This window comes from Acidovorax facilis (assembly GCF_023913775.1).
Classification (GTDB): Bacteria; Pseudomonadota; Gammaproteobacteria; order Burkholderiales; family Burkholderiaceae_C; genus Acidovorax; species Acidovorax facilis.
Genome location: NZ_JAMXAX010000298.1, coordinates 1 through 1,159, shown reverse-complemented (window position 1 = coordinate 1,159; position 1,159 = coordinate 1). Strand labels below are relative to the sequence as shown.

Sequence of the window (1,159 nt, the reverse complement as noted above, 5' to 3'; positions counted from 1 at the left end):
GCCATCAAACGCCCACGCTTATCGGCTGTATATTTTTAATGAACCGGATCGCAAATCCAACCGAAGTTTTCTTTGCTTTCCCGACTTAGCTGCGATCAGCTGAGCCTTGAATTCTAGCACAGTTTTTAAAGAACAATCAAATGCGTGCCTTCGGTTCCCGAGTTGACACTAACGCTCAAGGAGTTGGCGGCGCGCATAGCGCCCCACGCACATTCAATTTCCTGCTTTCCAACGGCCAGGCCTTGTGGGCACACGCGCCAACGAGTCTGTACTACATAGTAGCGTCGCCACCCATTGGCATGGCGCAGCTGAGCGATGAAGATTTGCGGCTGGATTTCTCCAGGGAGGCGGGAGAGCTTGACGAAGTGGCGGTGATTGTGACGAGCCCGCAGACGAACAAAGAAACGTGAACAGCCTCCGCGGAAACCGGGGCGATTCACTACCAACGTTTTTTGGATAATTCGATCGATCTTGGTGCCGGGTACGATGCCAACTAGGCCGAACGACGGCGGCTTCCAGCGCTGGCCGAGAGCGTCAGTGTTGCAGCGTGACTTGCTGACACAGTCAGTCTTCGCGGAAATAGTCAGCACCAAGGATACGGACCCGCTGCACTTGGCCGCAGCGATGCTCTGGGAGACACACGCCATTTCGTGGACTCCACGATGATCCCGATGAAAGAGGAGCAGGCGTCTTGGATCGATGCGATTCGGTACATCCGGGCCTATGAAACCCAGACTTCACCGCACTGATCTTCACGGGACGTCAGCAGAGCGCACGCCGCTTGATTTTTCGCGAACAAGGGCATCTCAATACAAGTTCGCGGAACGGAGATAGAACGCCGGACGTTTAGGGAAGCGCTCGGTTCCATGTGGCCCCATCAGCCTGGCTTGCGCAATATGCGTGACCGCCGCCGTTTCGTTTGATCTCTCGACTGATCATTGATGTTGTCCAAGAGTGACCGCGGTAGCTGTGTCAGTTCTTGCGGTGCAGAAAAACGCCCAGTGATGTTCTTCACTGTCTGCTATCGATCGCAGCGTAAGCGGCCAGCCATGCCACCTTGACGGCGATGTCGGCTCCCTTCAGCAGCCGTTGATCTCGTCAACCGCGTCCCCGCCGTCGTAGAACTTACCGATGGCTTTGTCCAGCCTCTTGAGCAACG

General features: G+C 55.7%; 1 pseudogene. It reads left to right on the top strand.

From position 1 onward, the window contains the following. Window positions 1-144 precede the first annotated feature (144 nt). Window positions 145-410 (top strand): annotated as a pseudogene (locus NFX52_RS30285) (class II glutamine amidotransferase); the annotation flags it as partial. Between the last annotated feature and the right edge of the window lie 749 nt (window positions 411-1,159).